Genomic DNA, 15256 nt, shown 5'->3' on the forward strand with positions numbered 1-15256 from the left:
TGTCGAGGTGGAGCCTCAGACCGGGCGTGCCCAAAGGTCCTGATGGCCTATCCGCGCGGACCCGGCTTCCCGGCGCGCGGCCAGCCAGGCCTCGACGGTCGCTGGGTCGACCCGCCCGGTTTCGCGCACGGCCTCCGCGATGCCCTCGGCCAGGGCTCCGCGCAGATCGGCGCGAGCGCCGTCGATCAGCCAGCTGCTGTCGCCCATCGAGACCGCGAAGCCGGTCTTGCGGAACGCCTCGGCCATGATCTCGCAGGCCTCTGGGCCGGCGGAGGGGCCGAAGCCCTTGTCGCCACGCTGGTGGTCAACGAAGGCGGCGTGGATGCCGGTATCGGCGGGGTGCTCCGGCTGCCAGCCCTCGCGGCCGTCATAGGTCAGCACGGCATAGAGCGGCAGGCGCTGGCTCGCGAGCGCGGCGACAAAGCGCTCGATCCAGCGCCGCGAGGTGAGGTCGAAGAGAGCCGCTGCCGTCACGAGGTCTGGCCGCCAGCCCAGCACCCAGTCGAGGTCCTTGTCGAGATCGACCCGGCGGGTATCCACGCTGATCAGCTTTTCGCCCTTGGCGAGGACGAGTTCCTCGCCCTGCTCGCGGGCTTCGTCGGCCCAATGGGTCAGGCGGCTGCGCGCATGGGCGAGCAGATCGGCATCGTGATCCACAAGCGTCCAGTGCTGATGGTCGGGCAGGGCGGCGTAGGAGGCACGCAGATTCGAGCCGCCGCCGCAGCCGAGATCGAGGACCGAGAGCGAAGATTTGTCGGAGAAATATGCGCCGACCGTAGCAAGAACCTGCGGATTGCGCGCCGCATGATCGGCAGGCTCGCGCAAGGCGAGCCATTCCGGAGAGAAACCAGCCATCACCCCACCTCCCGGCTGCCGTCTCTGTGGCAGGCCCGCGCGACGATGCGAGCGGTGTCCTGCCAGCGTGGCAAGGCGCCGGCCCCTGCCCATGCGGCGTCGGCACGTTGCCGGCGCTCAGCCGGCGCATCAATCAGCCTCGCGAGGGCCTTGGCAAGTGCCACAACGTCGCCGGGCGGCACTTTGAGAGCCGCATCGGCCGGCAAGGCATCAGCGCCCGCGCCGCTCAGGCTACAGACGATCGGCAACCCGCGCGCGAGGGCCTCCGTCAACACCATGCCGTAGCCCTCGTAGAGCGAGGGCATGACGAAAAGATCAGCACCGTCATAAAGTTCACCGAGGTTTTCCGGCCGCACGGCGCCGGCAAGCAAGATACGGTCCGTCAGCCCGGCCGAGCGGATCTGGGCGTCGATCGCGGCGGCGGTTCCTGGCGCGTAGTCGGGCGAGCCGGCGATGGTGAGATACCAGTCGCGATCGGCGATCCGCCTGAGCGCCTCGATCAGGACATCATAGCCCTTGCGCGGAATCAGGGAGCCGACTGCGAGCAACTGCAGCGGCTGATCGCTACGGCTGCCGGTCGCTCGCGGTGCGCGATCGACACCGGGAACGGCGACGAAAATGCGGTTCTCGGGAACGCCGAACTCCGCGCTCAAAACCGTCGCGGTGGCCGGACTCGTCACCGCGACGGAGCGAACATGGCTGAGAGCGGCGCGTTCGCTCGCGCGCAGCGCCATCGCCTGGGCGGCTTCGAGGCCCGTTTCGAGCGCGAGCGGGTGGTGGACAAGCGCGACGAGCCGGTCGGCGAAGCGTGCGGCGAGTGCTTCGGGAAAGGCGCCGAAGGCGAGGCCGTCGACCAGCAGGATGTCATCCGGTGCTGTCGCAGCCAGCAGCCGTTCCGTCGCGGCGAGGTCGGCTTCCGTGGGGAAGGGAAAGCTGCCCGGCAAGGCCAGATGCCGGGCCTCGATACCCATCTCGCGCCATTCCCGCAGCAATCGCCGGTCGTAGCCATAGCCGCCGGTCGGCAGGTCGATGTCGCCGGGGATGGCGAAGATGATGGCGCTCACGCCACAGAGCCCTCGTAGCTGGCGCGCGCGAGGTCGGTCTCATGGAGCGTGACGCGGATCTTCGCCAGGCCGGCGCCATCGGCGCCGAGCGCGCCGGATTTCGCGGCGGCGGCCATGGCATCGAAGATGTGCTTGCAGAGGAATTCGGTGGTGGTCAGGACCCCGGCGAATTGCGGGAGGGCGTCGAGGTTCTGGTAGTTGAGCGGCTTCAGGGTCTTGCCGAGCACGTCGAGTGCGGCGCCGATGTCGACGACCACATTTTGCCGGTTCAGCGCCTCACGGAAGAAGGCGACGTCGACCACGAAGGTCGCGCCATGCATGTTCTGCGCGGGACCGAAGAAGGGATCGGGCAGCGAGTGGCCGATCATGATGCGGTCGCGGACTTCGACGGAAAACATGTGATCTCCTCGAGAAACGCCCGAAGCTGGGCGCGGTCACGACCGCGCTTCATAGCAAATCGCGGCGGTCAGACCAGCGGCGCCGGGCGCGAGCAGGTCCGGAATGCGCTGCGGCGCATCACGGAAGGCGATCTCCTCTGTAATCAGCGCGTCGAGCCGGTCATCGGCGAGGAGCGCCATGGCGGCTTCCGCCCGTCGCGCATGATCCCAGCGTGCGCGATGCGAGGCGGCGACCATGCCGACCTGGGAGGAGACGAGCTGGAGACGGCGCGCATGGAAGGCGCAACCCAGGGTCGCCGGTATCGTTCCCTCGCCATACCAACTCATTTCGACGATGCGCGCCTCGGTCCCGGCAGCGGCCACGGCCGTGGCGAGGCCGGAGGCCGTCGCGCTGGTGTGGAAGACGAGATCGGCGTCCCGCGGGGCGGCATCGGGTGTGGCAAAGGAAAATCCCAGCTTGCGTGCCAGCTCGGCGCGGCCGGGCTCGATATCGACCAGCGTCACTTCGGTTCCCGGAAGGCGGCCGGCGAGCCAGGCGACGAGCAGGCCGAGGACGCCGCCGCCCACCACGACGATCCGGTCTGCCGGGCCGGAGCCGGCGTCCCAATGGGCGTTCAGGGCGGTTTCCATATTGGCGGCGAGGATGGCGCGCCGTGGTGGAACGCTGTCCGGAACCAGTATCAGGCTGCCGCGCGTCGCGATGAAGCGGTCCTGATGCGGGTGCAGGCAGAAGACGATGCGGCCGAGCAGGTCATGAGGGCCGGCATCGACGCGGCCGACGGCGCAGTATCCGTACTTGACCGGGAAGGGGAAGCTGCCCTCCTGAAAGGGTGCGCGCATGCGCTCATGCTCGGAAGGCGGAACGCGGCCTTCGAATATGAGGCGCTCGGTGCCGCGGCTGAGGCCGCTCCACAGCGTCGTGACGAGGCAATCCTCGGGGCCCGGCACCGGCAGAGCCACGTCATTCAGCTTGCATTCACGGGGGGCTGTATACCAAAGCGCGAGGGCCTTGGCCCTTGCGTCAATCGTGGTTGCAGGCTTTAGCTCCCGCGCCATCGCGTCTGCCCTCCGTCCGAGCCTGTCTGCCCCCATGACAGAGACTGCCACGAACCAGCGTCCCGGTCCGACCACGTTCCAGCGGGTGGCGCAAGAGGTCGAAGCGCTCGGCCTGACGCCGGCCGGCCTGCAGGACGCAGCCGCTCTTCGGCGGCGGCGTCTTCTCGTCCTCCTGCTGAACCTCGCGACACTGGCCCTGTTGCTGGCTGGGCTTGCTCGGGTCCTGGGGGCGGGTGGCTGGACCGCTGCGGATGTGGTGATCTTCGTCGCCTTCCTCTTCGGGGCCCCCTGGACCGTGCTCGGCTTCTGGAACGCGGCAATCGGGCTTTGGCTGCTCCATGGTCGCAAGGATGGTCTTGCCGAGGTCGCGCCCTTCGCCGCGGCCGGCGAGCGGGCGAGGCCGCTCACGCTGCGTACGGCCGTGCTGATGACGCTGCGAAATGAGGATCCGGCGCGCGCCTTCCGCCGTCTCAAGGTGGTCAAGGAGAGCCTCGATGCGACGGGAGAGGGCGTCTGGTTCGACTATTTCGTGCTGTCGGACACCAGTGACACGACGGTTGCCGCCGCCGAGGAGGCCCTGGCAGCCGCCTGGGCGCAGGAGATCGGCGAGCCGGCCCGCCTGACCTATCGCCGCCGCACCGACAATGCCGGCTTCAAGGCCGGCAATCTCCGCGATTTCTGCGAGCGCTGGGGCGAGCGCTACGAGCTGATGCTGCCGCTCGACGCGGACAGCGTCATGGCTGCTGAGACGATCCTCGGCATGGCCCGAATGATGCAGGCGCATCCGAACCTCGGAATCCTGCAAAGTCTGGTGGTCGGAATGCCCAGCCGCTCCGCTTTCGCCCGCATCTTCCAGTTCGGCATGCGCAACGGCATGCGGCCCTATACGATGGGTTCGGCCTGGTGGGGCGGGGATTGCGGGCCGTTCTGGGGGCATAACGCGCTGGTGCGGATCGCGCCGTTCCGCGACCACTGCCATCTGCCGGTCCTGCCGGGCGGACCACCTCTGGGCGGGGCGGTGATGAGCCACGACCAGGTCGAGGCGACGCTGATGCGCCGCGCCGGCTACGAGGTCCGCGTGCTGCCGGTCGAGGGCGGAAGCTGGGAGGAGAATCCGCCAACCATGCTGGAATTCGCCAAGCGCGACCTGCGCTGGTGCCTCGGCAATCTGCAGTATCTCAAGCTGCTCGACCTGCCCGGTCTCAAGCCGATGAGCCGGTTCCAGCTCGTCTGGGCGATCCTGATGTTTCTCGGTCTGCCGGCCTGGACGCTGATGATCGCGCTTCTGCCGCTGAAGGCAGTAGAGGACCAGGCGATCTCCGATTATCCGGCAGTGCTGGCCGCCTGCCTCTATGTCTCGTTCCTGGCGATGTATCTTTCGCCCAAGCTCGCGGGTTTCGCCGATATCCTGCTGACGCGGGGCGGCGTGCGGCGCTATGGCGGCGCGGCGCGTTTCCTGTTCTCGGCGCTGATCGAGGTCGTGTTCGCCTTCTTGCAGGGCGCCGTCTCGAGTTTCCGCACCACGTTGTTCATGATCGGTCTCGCCTTCGGCAAAGCCCGGATCGGCTGGAATGGGCAGGCGCGCGATGCCCATGCCCTGTCCTTCGCCACCGCCTTTGCGGGCTTGTGGCCGCATCTGCTGTTCGGGGTCTATCTCTTCGTCACGCTCGGCGCGCTCGCGCCTCTGGTGCTGATCTGGTCGCTGCCCTTGACGGCGGGCTATCTGCTGGCGATCCCTTTCGCGATGCTGACCGCATGGCCGGCAGCCGGCGCCTGGCTCGCCCGCCATGGGCTTTGCGGCATCCCCGAGGATTTCGACATGCCGCCGGTGTTGGCCGCCATTCGCGACGGGGAAGGCGCATGAACGCCACCGCCTATCCGAAGGGAACGGTGAAGGCACTTTCGCGCAGCTTGCGCATCTATCATGGCAACAAGGAGCGCAACGCGGCGATGGACCGGCTCTACGGGGCCTTTCTGCGCCCCGGCGATCTCGCCTTCGACATCGGCGCCCATGTCGGCGACCGGATTTCCTCGTTCCGCAGGCTCGGCGCGCGTGTCGTGGCGCTGGAGCCGCAGCCGGGACCGGCTCGTGTCATCCGCCTGATCCACCGCCGCGACCCGATGGTGACGCTGATCGCGGCGGCTTGCGGCGATCACGAGGGCTCGATCGCCCTCAGGATCAACAGCGCGAACCCGACGGTCTCGACGGCCTCGGCCGCCTTCATCGGTGCTGCGGCCGGTGCGCGGGGCTGGGAGGGGCAGGTCTGGGACCATGAGATCAGCGTGCCCTGCACCACGCTCGACCGGCTGATCCTGCGTCACGGGCTGCCCAAGCTTCTCAAGATCGATGTCGAGGGCTTTGAGGCGCATGTGCTGGCGGGGCTGACCAAGGCGGTGCCGGTGATCTCCTTCGAGTTCACGACGATCCAGCGCGAAGTTGCCGAAGCCTGCCTCGCCGTGCTGGAGACGCTCGGCCCCTATCGCTTCAACGTCGCGATCGGCGAGAGCCAGAGGCTCGAACTCGCCGAGCCCGCGACCGCAGACGCCATGGGCGATTATCTGCGCGGCTTGCCTCACGCGGCCAATTCGGGCGACGTCTACGCCATTCTTCAGAACTGAGATCGAGACCTCATGACGTTTTCGCGCCTTCGCGCCGCCGCCTTCGTCGCGATCCTCGCCTGCTTCGCCGGCCCCGCCCAGGCGGCCGGCGACGTTGCCATCGAGGTGAGGAACGAATCCGAGCCCGTGCTCTGCGCCGAGAAGGACAACGTCACGATCAAGGCAATTTCACCCGATGTCCGGCGCTTCCAGATCGAAGCGGCGCATCCGGCCTATATCGCCGGACTGGTGCGCGACAACTGGGATGCCGACTGGGCGAATTGCGACATGAAGGGCGATCCGTCCTTTGCGCCGCCGAGCCCGCCGCGCCGCACCACCTTCTGGGAAACGATCGATTACTGGCTGGTCGGCTACACCTTCCCGACGTTCTGGCGCCCGGCCGACACAACCTTCCGCGTCGGCGACCGGGTGGAGAAGGGGCTGCATCTCGTCCAGCTCTGGAAGCTCGGCAAGGACAAGTCCTACGAGGTGCTGGTCGTCTATCCGCAGGACGGCTACTGGCGCGCCCGGCCGTTGCCGCCGGAGCATCTCGGCTTCTCCTCCTACGGTTCCTCCTTCCTGTTCGGGCCGATCGAGCAGGATGGGCGCCCGGTGGTGAACATCCGGGAGATCGAGTTCGATCCGAAGACCCTGACATTCAAGCTGAATTTCAAGGACGGGTCCGCCGGCAGCCTGAGACTCGACAGCGTCGACGAGAACCGGATGGTACTCGATGCCGTGCTCGACAAGCCGGTGACGGGTGGCAGGGCCTTCGTTGCGCTGCGCTCCATGTACGTGACCGAGTTCAACAACGATGTCGCCCGCATCGCAGTGCGCGAGCCGGGCGCCAAGGGCTGGCGCGAGGAGGCTCTGATGCCGTTCCAGGGCGGCAAGGCAACCGACATCTGGATGGGGCGCACCACCCACTCGCGTCACAATACCTCCTCGCCCGACATGGTCTTCCGGCATTTTTCGGCCGATCCGAACCCGCCCCCGAAGCCGGACAAGAAGTAGCGGCCGAGCGGCCGCACCGGAACGCATCCCCTCCCTGCCGCGTTTGGTCATGACGCGGCGGCCTCAGCGCGCTAGCTTGCCGTGATTGCTACCGCTTAGCCCGCAGAGACCTTCATGCCGCGTTTTGCCGCCAACCTTTCGATGATGTTCACCGAATGGGATTTTCTCGACCGTTTCAGGGCGGCCGAGGAAGCCGGCTTCGAGGCCGTGGAATTCCTGTTCCCCTACGAGCATACCCCCGAGCAGATCGGGCTCGCGCTGACGGGTGGGGAGCTGGAGCAGGCGCTGTTCAACCTGCCGCCGGGCGATTTCGCCAAGGGCGAGCGCGGCATTGCAGCGCTGGCAGGGCGCGAAGACGAGTTCAAGGCCTCGGTCGACAAGGCGCTGAGCTATGTTCACGAGACCGGCGTCAAGCGCCTGCACATGATGGCGGGGCTCGCCGATCCCCAGGATCCTGCCGCGCAGAAGACCTATCGCGCCTCGCTCGCCTATGCCGCCGACAAGCTGGCGGAGCACGGCATCGACCTCCTGCTCGAGCCGATCAACGGCAAGGACATGCCGGGATATTTCCTGAACGACTTCGATCAGGCGGCGGCCTATGTCCGCGAATCCGGCCGGACGAACGTCCGGCTGCAATTCGACATGTATCATTGCGAGCTGATCCATGGCGACGTCTCGGCCAAGCTCAAGGCGCTCTATCCGCTCGTCGGCCATGTCCAGATCGCCCGCGCCAATGGCCGCCACGAGCCCGACGCCTCTGGGCCGGACTATCCGACGCTCTTCGCCGAGCTCGATGCGCTGGGCTATGACGGCTTCGTCGGCTGCGAATACCGGCCGGAGCGCGGTACGCTCGAGGGCCTCGGCTGGTTCGCGCCCTGGCGGAAGCCTCTCTGATGCGCCCCCCGTCGATATCCTATCCGGTGCTGGTCGCCGATATCGGCGGTACGAACTGCCGGATGTCGCTGGTCCCCGATCCGGACAGCCCGCACCAGCCGTTGGCACGGATCGGCACCGGCAGCTACCCGACTGCGGAGGCCGCATTTTCCGACGTGCTCGCGGAGGTTTCGGAGAAGCCGCGTTCGGCCGTGCTCGCCGTCGCCGGGCCGCTCGACGGCCGGCAGGCGCAATTGACCAATGCGGTCTGGAATCTCGACGGGCCTCGGATCGCGGCTGCTCTCAAACTGACGCAGGGCCTGCTGGTCAACGATTTCGAGGCCCTCGCGGCTTCGCTTGCCGTCCTGGGCCCGCAGGATGTCGCCACGTTGATCGAGGGAGACCCGGAGCCGGAAGGCGTGCGGCTGGTGCTGGGGCCGGGCACCGGCTTCGGGGCCGCGGCGCTGCTGACGCACGGCGAACGCGGTATGCTGATCCCGACCGAATCCGGCCATATCGGCATCGGTCCGGAGGATCAGACCGAGCAGCGGATATGGCCGGCGCTGAGCGAGGGGGTGCCGCGGTTGACGGTCGAGCATCTCCTCAGCGGCGACGGGCTTGTGCGCCTGCACAGGGCGGTGGCGCGGACCTCCGGCATGCTGGAGGCGGAGGTGAGCGCCGCCGATGTCTCCCACCTCGCCCATGACGGCGATCCGGCGGCGCTGATGGCGGTGGTCTGCTTCTGGCGGCTGCTGGCGCGTGTCGCCGGCGATCTCGCCCTCGTCTTCAAGGCGACGGGCGGCGTCTTCATCGCAGGCGGGATCGCGCCGCATCTGCTGGCACTGGCGGACAAGTCCGCGATCCGGTCCGCCTTCGCCGGCAAGCCGCCGATGGAAGACCTCGCAGCCCGCTTTGCGCTGCACGTCATCACGACGAAGGACGCGGCCGAGCAGGGGCTCGCGGCGATTGCCACCAATCTCCACCGTTTCGGGCTCGACGACCCGAAGCGGCTGTGGTTTGGCTGAGCGCCCCGCTCATCCGACCACTTCCCGACAGGTTCGCGTGCAGCCCATCTATTCGATCCAGGTCCTGCGCGCGCTCGCGGCCTTCATGGTCGCGATCCACCACGTGCAGCCGGACGCTGCCGTGCTGGCCGAACGGGCAGGCCTGAGCTTCAGCCGCAGCGACCTGCTGCCCTGGATGGCCGGCGTCGACATCTTCTTCGTCGTGTCCGGCTTCATCATGGTCCATGCCTCGCAGGACCTGTTCGGGCGTGCGGGCGCCTGGCGCCAATTCCTGAAGCGCCGCCTGGCCCGCATCGTGCCGCTCTACTGGGCGATGACGACGCTGTTCCTGCTGGTCGGTCTTGCCGTTCCCACGCTGCTCAATTCGGGTGCGCCGAATCTGGCGCAGATCCTCGGTTCCTATCTGTTCTGGCCGGTCGTCTCGACGCAGGGGCTGGTCCAGCCGGTCTATTCGCTGGGCTGGACGCTGAATTACGAGATGCTGTTCTACGTGCTGTTCGCCGCCGGGCTTGCCCTGCCGAAGCGCTGTACCTTGCCGGCTGTCACCTTGATTCTGGCCGTGTTGGTCGGCATCGAGAGCCTGAGCGAATCCTTGTCGCTGCCCTTTGCATTCTGGGGCCAGCCGATCGTCCTCGAATTCGCAGCGGGCATGGGCATCGCCGTATTGCGGCGCGGAGGACTTCGTCTGCATGGCGCCCTGCGTGTCGTGGTTGCGGCGGCCGGTGTCGCCGTGCTGGTTGCGGCGGCGCATTTGCCGGGCACGGATGGCCCCTGGAGCGGCGTGCTGTGGCGTGGCAGTGCCGCTGTCCTGTTGATGCTCGCCGCTGGCTGCGGCCGCGAGGGCATCGTGCCGGTGAGGCCGATCATGGCGCTGGCGGCGGTCGGCGATGCCTCCTATGCGCTCTATCTCGTCCATCCCTTCGTGATCCGGGGGATGCGGGAGGTTGCGCTGCGGATAGGGCTCCACGCGCCGATACCCTTCATCGTGCTCGCACTCACCGGTTCTGTACTGGCGGCGGTGCTGCTCTATCGCTTCTTCGAGAAGCCGGCGACGCGGCTCGTGCGGCGCTGGCTGAACGGGTGATCGGCCGACGCGGCCGGTGAGCTCCAGGTTGCTCGCCTCTTTCACCGAAACGCAGGTCATCCCGGCCGGAGCGAAGCGTAGAGCCGGCGTCGCCGGACTTTAGTTCAGCTTCATGCCCTTGAGCGAATGGCCGACCACGCCGCCATCCTTGCGCCGCTGCGCCCGCTTGGACTTGATCGTCTCGACATGCTCGGGCTGCGGGAAATAGCCGCGCTCCATGATCTCGAGCGAATATTCCTCATAGGTCAGGCCGAGCGCCTCGGCCTTCTCCTCGCGGCGCAAGGCGATCTCGCGCGGCTTCTTCCAGGCCTTGCGATGAGCGAAGCGCCAGTCGAAATAGCGCCCGATCGTGCCTGATCCGGTGGTGGAGCGGCGCTTGCGCTCCTTCAACGGCGGGCCGCCATTATGGCCGATCCCGATGGGGCGTTCGCTGGGCATGGCTCTCGGACTCATGGCTGCTCCGCAGCACGATAGGGGGCAGAACAGTTCTGGCAAGTGCCGTGCCATCGCCTGCGGGCGTGACACGGCGGCGGCGGCAGTCTATCCCGCAGGCCGGAAACAGGACGGATCATGGCCCCCTTGCTGCATCTGCGCGACGTCGCGCTCACCTTCGGCGGACAGCCGCTGCTCGAAGCCGCCGAGATCGCGGTCTCGGCCGGCGAGCGCGTCTGCCTGGTCGGCCGCAACGGCTCGGGCAAGTCGACCCTGCTCAAGATTGCGGCGGGTCTAGTCGAGCCCGACCATGCCGAGCGCTTCGTCCAGCCGGGCGCGACCATCCGTTATTTGCCCCAGGAGCCGGACTTCACCGGCTACAAGACATCGCTCGCCTATGTCGAGGCGGGGCTGGGACCCGGCGACGACGCGTATCGCGCGCAGTATCTCATTACGGAGCTCGGCCTGACCGGCGAGGAGGACCCCGCCACCATGTCCGGCGGTGAATCGCGCCGTACCGCGCTGGCGCGGGTGCTGGCGCCGGAGCCGGACATCCTGTTGCTGGACGAGCCGACCAACCATCTCGACCTGCCGGTGATCGAATGGCTGGAGCAGGAGCTGAAGTCGTTGCGCTCGGCGATGGTGCTGATCAGCCACGACCGGCGCTTCCTGACCTCGTTGTCGCGCTCGACGATCTGGCTGGACCGTGGCGTCACCCGGCGGATGGAGAAGGGGTTCGGCGATTTCGAAACATGGCGCGATGACGTCCTCGCTCAGGAGGAACTCGACCGCCACAAGCTCGACCGCAAGATCGCCCGCGAAGAGGACTGGCTGCGCTACGGCGTCAGCGCCCGGCGCACCCGCAACCAGCGCCGGCTCGGCGAGCTCCATGCCTTGCGCGACCAGCGCCGCACCGCGCGCGCCGCGACCGGCAATGTCCGGCTGGAAGCGAGCGAGGCGCAGACTTCCGGCAAGCTCGTCATCGAGGCCATCGACGTCGCCAAGGCCTATGGCGACAACACGGTGGTCAAGAACCTGTCGCTGCGCGTGGCGCGCGGCGACCGGATCGGCATCGTCGGTCCGAATGGCGCGGGCAAGACGACGCTGATCAATCTGCTGACCGGCGCGCTCGCGCCCGACAGCGGCACGGTCAAGCTCGGCACGGCGCTGGAGATGGTCACGCTCGACCAGCGCCGCGAAAGCCTCGATCCGGCGACCCCGCTCGGCGATGCGCTGACCGGTGGCGGTTCGGATCAGGTGATGGTGGGCGGGCAGCCCCGCCATGTCGTCTCCTACATGAAGGACTTCCTGTTCCAGCCGATCCAGCGCGGCACCCCCGTCGGCGCACTTTCAGGTGGCGAGCGCGGGCGGCTGATGCTGGCCCGCGCCTTGGCAAGGCCGTCGAACCTGCTCGTGCTGGACGAACCGACCAACGACCTCGACCTCGAGACGCTGGACCTGCTGCAGGAGCTGCTGGCTGACTATCAGGGCACGGTGCTGCTGGTCAGCCACGACCGTGACTTCATCGACCGGGTCGCGTCGGCGGTGCTGATCTCGGATGGCGACGGCGTCTGGGCCGAATTCGCCGGCGGCTATTCCGACATGCTGGCGCAGCGCGGTCGCGGCGTCGGCGCGAAAGTGCGGGTGGTGGAGAAGGCGCCGGCTGGGGCGCCGAAGGTTGCCTCCGCGGCACCGGCTGCAGCCACATCCAAACGCAAGCTCTCCTTCAACGAGAAGCACGCGCTTGAAACGCTGCCGAAGAAGATCGAGGCGTTGCAGGCAGAGGCAGCGAAGCTCAACACCGCCGTGGCAGGCGATCTTTACACCCGGGACCCGAAGCTCTTCGCCAAGGCGACGGCGCGGCTGGAAGAGGTCGCGCGCGAGATCGGCGACGCGGAAGAGCGCTGGCTGGAGCTGGAGATGCTGCGCGAGGAGATCGGGGCGTAGTTCGCGCCGTCATGCTCGGGCTTGACCCGAGCATCTCTTTTCGGAGGACCTGGCGTCATTGCGAGGAGCGAAGCGACGAAGCAATCCAGGGGACCGGGTTGAACGCTTCGACCCGGTCACCTGGATTGCTTCGCTGCGCTCGCAATGACGGTGGAAGCTCCGGTGCTCGATCTGGACGCGATTCTCGGGTCTGCGCGTCGCCTCGCCCGAGAACGGCGGCGAGCCATACGATTTCCGTATCCGCCTGCGCGGAAAAGCGCATTTACCGACTCGCTCAATCGTTTCAAACATCGTGGCAATCGAGACCACGAGGAATGACCATGAGACTGAAGGGCAAGACAGCGCTGGTGACCGGCGCGGCGCAGGGGTTCGGCTTCGGCATCGCCGAGACCTTTGTGCGCGAAGGCGCGCGCGTCGCGGTGCTGGACATCAACGGCGACAAGGCCAAGGAAGCCGCAAGGGCGATCGGCCGTAAGGCCTTCGCCGTGACCTGCGACGTCGGCAAGGCGAAGAGCGTCGACAAGGCGGTCGAGAAGATCATCGCCAAGTTCGGGCGGCTCGACATCGTCGTGAACAATGCCGGCACCACCCATCGCAACAAGCCGATGACCGAGGTGACAGAGGAAGAGTTCGACCGGGTCTTCGCCGTCAATGTGAAGTCGATCTATCTGATGGCGCGGGCGACCGTGCCGCATTTCCGTGAGCATGGCGGCGGCGTCATCCTCAATATCGGCTCGACGGCGGGCCTGCGTCCGCGTCCGGGCCTGACCTGGTACAACGGCTCGAAGGGCGCGGCGAACCTGATCTCGCAGTCGATGGCGGTCGAGCTCGCGCCGGACAAGATCCGCGTCAACGCGATCGCGCCGGTCGCGGGCGAGACGCCGCTGCTCGCCACCTTCATGGGTGAGGATACGCCCGAGCGGCGCAAGGCCTTCACCTCAACCATTCCGTGGGGGCGCTTCTCGACGCCGCAGGACATCGCCAATGCGGCGCTGTTCCTGTGCTCGGACGAAGCCGACATGGTGACGGGCTCGGTTCTGGCCGTCGACGGCGGACGCTGCATCTGAGCTGACGAGCAGGTCGTTTACTTCAGGCCGCGCCGGCCAAATTCCGTGCGTTGGCGCGGGGCCGGCGCCGGCCTCGCCGTTCCGAGGAAACCTTGCGGCCGCACCGGAGCCGAAATCGGCTCGTTGCCGGCGATCGCCTGCTCCATCGCCTGGGTCATCTGCGAATCGGCGCCGGCCGGTTCGCGCTCGAAAAGACCGCTGCGGCGGGATGAAGCGTCGACCCCGATCGCCGCCGAAGGCTTCAGCAGCAAATAGAGCCAGATGACGCCGAGGGCGAGATAAAGCAGGCTGAGATAGTCGATGCCGCTCGTCGGGTCGTCGGCGTTGTGGGTGATCAGCGCCTCGGTCTGAAAGCCGATCGCCATGCACATGCCGATGATATAGCTGCCGATCACGACATCGCCGCCGCCGGCATCGCGGTTGCGGCGAATGGCGAAGCTGACGTGCTTGAAGCTAAAGAACAGGCTGATCAGCAAGGCGGCCGCGGCCAGCCGGTAGCGCCCTGATCCGGGTGGGCCTGAAGCCGCCTCGTACTGTATCGCTATGCAGATAAACAGCGACACCGTCTCGGCAATGCCGACGAGGCACGACCTGACGAAGAACTGGCGTCTGCCAAGGGTTCCGGAAAACATCTGCGCATCCTTCCCTTGCGGCAGCATAGGAAGCCCGCGTGAAAAGCGGGTAAATGGCAGCAGATACTTGGGAACGCGGAGTTCTTTAGGTCGGCTTTGTGTGAAGCGCGATCTCCTGGCGGAGGATGACCGTGCCGTCGAGCTCGAAGCCGCGCTGCTCCAGCCTGATCTGCGGCGCTGCAGCGTCACCTGCGATGTGGAACAGGTGCCAGGTTCCAAGTTCGCCATGGCCGAGCGGCCCGAGCGAGGCAGAGGGCACGCCGACGATGGGAACGTCATGGTCGGGGCCGGGGCGCCAGGCCAATGAGAAGCTGTGATTGTGGCCGTGGACGATGAGGTCGGCGCCCTTGCGCTTCAGCATGACCTCGAAGGCGGCGGCATCGACCAACTCGCGGCCGCGTTTCGCGCCGCCGACATAGGGCGGGTGGTGAATGAGTACGACGCGGATGAGACGCTCGTCGCGGGCGCGGTCCAGCAGCGCGGCGGTCCGCTCCATCTGCTCGCTGCCGATGCGGCCCGTCGCCATCAGCGGCAGGGTCGGCACGCCGCTGTTGACGCCGATCAGCGCGACCGGCCCGCGGCGGCGGTACCAGGGATAGCCGGCATGGCCCTCATCGTCGGCGATCCAGGGAGCAAGCAGCCCCGCGAGGGGCTTCAGCGAAGAGCGTGCATAGGTATCGTGATTGCCCGGCACGAAGCTGACGGTCTCGCGCGGTCCGAGCGTGTCCAGGAAGGCGATGGCGGTCTTGAATTCGTCTGGCAGCCCGATATGGGCGACATCGCCGGTGCAGGCGACATGGTCCGGCTGCTGCGCGTGGATATCGGCAACGATGCGCGCCAGGATATCCATGTCATGGGCGTGCCGGCGCTTGCGACGCCAGTTGACGTAACCGGTCGCGCGCTTGCCCAGAAGCTGATGCAGCGAAAACCCGGCGAGCGGGCCGAGATGCGGGTCCGACAGATGCGCGAGCTTGAACACGCTCCAGCGCTTGCCCTTCCCGCCTGCCGTCAGTCAAGCGCGCCGTTGACGCGCCTCGACTGGCGGATGCGGAAAGCTCAGTTGGCGGCGCCGGTCAGTTCGGACACGATACGGGAATCGGTCAGGGTGACGGCGGGCTTCCAGACATAGGCCGGCTTGGCCTTCAGGTACGAAACGATGAACGAGAGCAGCATGTTGATAGTTCCTAGCGGATGCGGCGGCTGTGTGAGCC

The 15256-nt window shown here is 67.2% G+C and carries 15 protein-coding genes; 8 read left to right on the plus strand and 7 right to left on the minus strand.

Annotated elements, in window-relative coordinates:
* Positions 1–15: 15 nt before the first annotated feature.
* The 4 genes from AC1DNE_RS00490 to AC1DNE_RS00505 are packed head-to-tail and all read right to left on the minus strand — an operon-like array spanning position 16 to position 3277.
* A complete protein-coding gene (locus tag AC1DNE_RS00490; protein ID WP_476840871.1) occupies positions 16–855 on the minus strand; it encodes a class I SAM-dependent methyltransferase in 840 nt (279 codons plus the stop codon).
* Entirely contained in the window at positions 855–1919 is a 1065-nt protein-coding gene (locus AC1DNE_RS00495; protein ID WP_476765012.1) for a glycosyltransferase family 4 protein, read from the minus strand. The genes AC1DNE_RS00490 and AC1DNE_RS00495 overlap by 1 nt, the downstream gene beginning before the upstream one ends.
* Complete coding sequence (locus tag AC1DNE_RS00500; RefSeq protein WP_476765013.1) at positions 1916–2317, minus strand: 6-pyruvoyl trahydropterin synthase family protein; 402 nt, start codon at positions 2315–2317, stop codon at positions 1916–1918. Before AC1DNE_RS00500 ends, AC1DNE_RS00495 begins: the two co-directional genes overlap by 4 nt.
* A 36-nt stretch (positions 2318–2353) precedes the next feature.
* Positions 2354–3277 (minus strand): zinc-dependent alcohol dehydrogenase, encoded by a 924-nt coding sequence (locus AC1DNE_RS00505; RefSeq protein ID WP_476765014.1) that lies wholly within the window; start codon positions 3275–3277, stop codon positions 2354–2356.
* Between the two features lie 130 nt (positions 3278–3407).
* Here AC1DNE_RS00505 and mdoH point away from each other — a divergent pair, with 130 nt between their 5' ends.
* The 6 genes from mdoH (at position 3408) to AC1DNE_RS00535 (ending at position 9967) form a co-directional block, all read left to right on the plus strand.
* The gene (gene mdoH / locus AC1DNE_RS00510; RefSeq protein WP_441469925.1) at positions 3408–5237 is read left to right on the plus strand and encodes a glucans biosynthesis glucosyltransferase MdoH; all 1830 of its coding nucleotides are present in this window, start codon (positions 3408–3410) and stop codon (positions 5235–5237) included.
* Entirely contained in the window at positions 5234–5992 is a 759-nt protein-coding gene (locus tag AC1DNE_RS00515) for an FkbM family methyltransferase (RefSeq protein WP_441469924.1), read from the plus strand. Before mdoH ends, AC1DNE_RS00515 begins: the two co-directional genes overlap by 4 nt.
* 12 nt (positions 5993–6004) lie before the next feature.
* Positions 6005–6985: a hypothetical protein gene (locus AC1DNE_RS00520; RefSeq protein WP_476840872.1), complete on the plus strand. Its 981-nt coding sequence runs from the start codon at positions 6005–6007 to the stop codon at positions 6983–6985.
* Between the two features lie 114 nt (positions 6986–7099).
* Positions 7100–7879, plus strand: a complete 780-nt coding sequence (otnI, locus tag AC1DNE_RS00525; RefSeq protein WP_476765016.1) for a 2-oxo-tetronate isomerase — start codon at positions 7100–7102, stop codon at positions 7877–7879.
* The gene (locus AC1DNE_RS00530; protein ID WP_476765017.1) at positions 7879–8883 is read left to right on the plus strand and encodes a glucokinase; all 1005 of its coding nucleotides are present in this window, start codon (positions 7879–7881) and stop codon (positions 8881–8883) included. The genes otnI and AC1DNE_RS00530 overlap by 1 nt, the downstream gene beginning before the upstream one ends.
* A 37-nt stretch (positions 8884–8920) precedes the next feature.
* Positions 8921–9967, plus strand: coding sequence for an acyltransferase family protein (locus tag AC1DNE_RS00535; protein WP_476765018.1), 1047 nt, complete (start codon positions 8921–8923; stop codon positions 9965–9967).
* A 99-nt stretch (positions 9968–10066) separates the two neighbouring features.
* Here the strand turns inward: AC1DNE_RS00535 and AC1DNE_RS00540 are convergent, their stop codons facing one another.
* Positions 10067–10405: a hypothetical protein gene (locus tag AC1DNE_RS00540; protein WP_476840873.1), complete on the minus strand. Its 339-nt coding sequence runs from the start codon at positions 10403–10405 to the stop codon at positions 10067–10069.
* A gap of 132 nt (positions 10406–10537) precedes the next feature.
* On the opposite strand from AC1DNE_RS00540, the gene AC1DNE_RS00545 reads away from it, so the two are divergent.
* Complete coding sequence (locus AC1DNE_RS00545) at positions 10538–12346, plus strand: ABC-F family ATP-binding cassette domain-containing protein (protein WP_476840874.1); 1809 nt, start codon at positions 10538–10540, stop codon at positions 12344–12346.
* 320 nt (positions 12347–12666) lie between these two features.
* Positions 12667–13413, plus strand: a complete 747-nt coding sequence (locus AC1DNE_RS00550; RefSeq protein ID WP_476765102.1) for an SDR family oxidoreductase — start codon at positions 12667–12669, stop codon at positions 13411–13413.
* Between the two features lie 17 nt (positions 13414–13430).
* Here the strand turns inward: AC1DNE_RS00550 and AC1DNE_RS00555 are convergent, their stop codons facing one another.
* A complete protein-coding gene (locus tag AC1DNE_RS00555; protein WP_441469917.1) occupies positions 13431–14234 on the minus strand; it encodes a hypothetical protein in 804 nt (267 codons plus the stop codon).
* Positions 14131–15024 carry a metallophosphoesterase family protein gene (locus tag AC1DNE_RS00560; protein ID WP_441469916.1) on the minus strand — a complete coding sequence of 298 codons (894 nt, stop codon included), beginning with the start codon at positions 15022–15024 and terminating at the stop codon, positions 14131–14133. The genes AC1DNE_RS00555 and AC1DNE_RS00560 overlap by 104 nt, the downstream gene beginning before the upstream one ends.
* Between the last annotated feature and the right edge of the window lie 232 nt (positions 15025–15256).

Source organism: Allobosea sp. 05L423 (assembly GCF_056397745.1).